This window comes from Achromobacter xylosoxidans, assembly GCF_002192695.1.
Lineage (GTDB): Bacteria > Pseudomonadota > Gammaproteobacteria > Burkholderiales > Burkholderiaceae_B > Achromobacter > Achromobacter xylosoxidans_C.
Map to the genome: position 1 here is coordinate 1 of NZ_MTLG01000018.1, position 430 is coordinate 430.

1 pseudogene is annotated in these 430 nt (G+C 59.1%); it reads left to right on the forward strand.

Going from position 1 to position 430, the window contains the following annotated elements:
- Positions 1-339: 339 nt before the first annotated feature.
- A pseudogene (locus tag BRO63_RS33895) lies at positions 340-430 on the forward strand (ABC transporter substrate-binding protein); the annotation flags it as partial.

Below are 430 nucleotides of genomic sequence, written 5' to 3' on the forward strand. Positions count from 1 at the left end.
CAACGCGCGCGAGGGCGGTGCCATGCTCAAGCGCTGCCACTTCAACGGACTGTCGGACTTCGACGGTCTCGATCTGCAACGCCGCAAGGTCATCGCCGACCTCCTGGTGAACTACAACGGCTGGTGAGCCGGTTTCCGGCACATCTCCACCTCTTCGTTCACTGCCCGTGAGGGACATGCGCCTACGCGGCCATGTCCCTCGATTTTCCTTCCGTACCCAGCGCTGATTGGCCCAAGGCCATCAATCAGTGCTGCCTGACGCTTTTCTCACTTTCAACCCACCGGGGTCCAATTCCCGGTGGCGGGGATTGGCTCCATTATTCAATCTGGAGAAATCCCATGTCCCAAAATCCCAATCCCTTTGTCCGCGGCTACTGGAATCTGAAAATCGTCCGCACGCTGTCCATCAGCTACGAGGACGGAAGCCCGC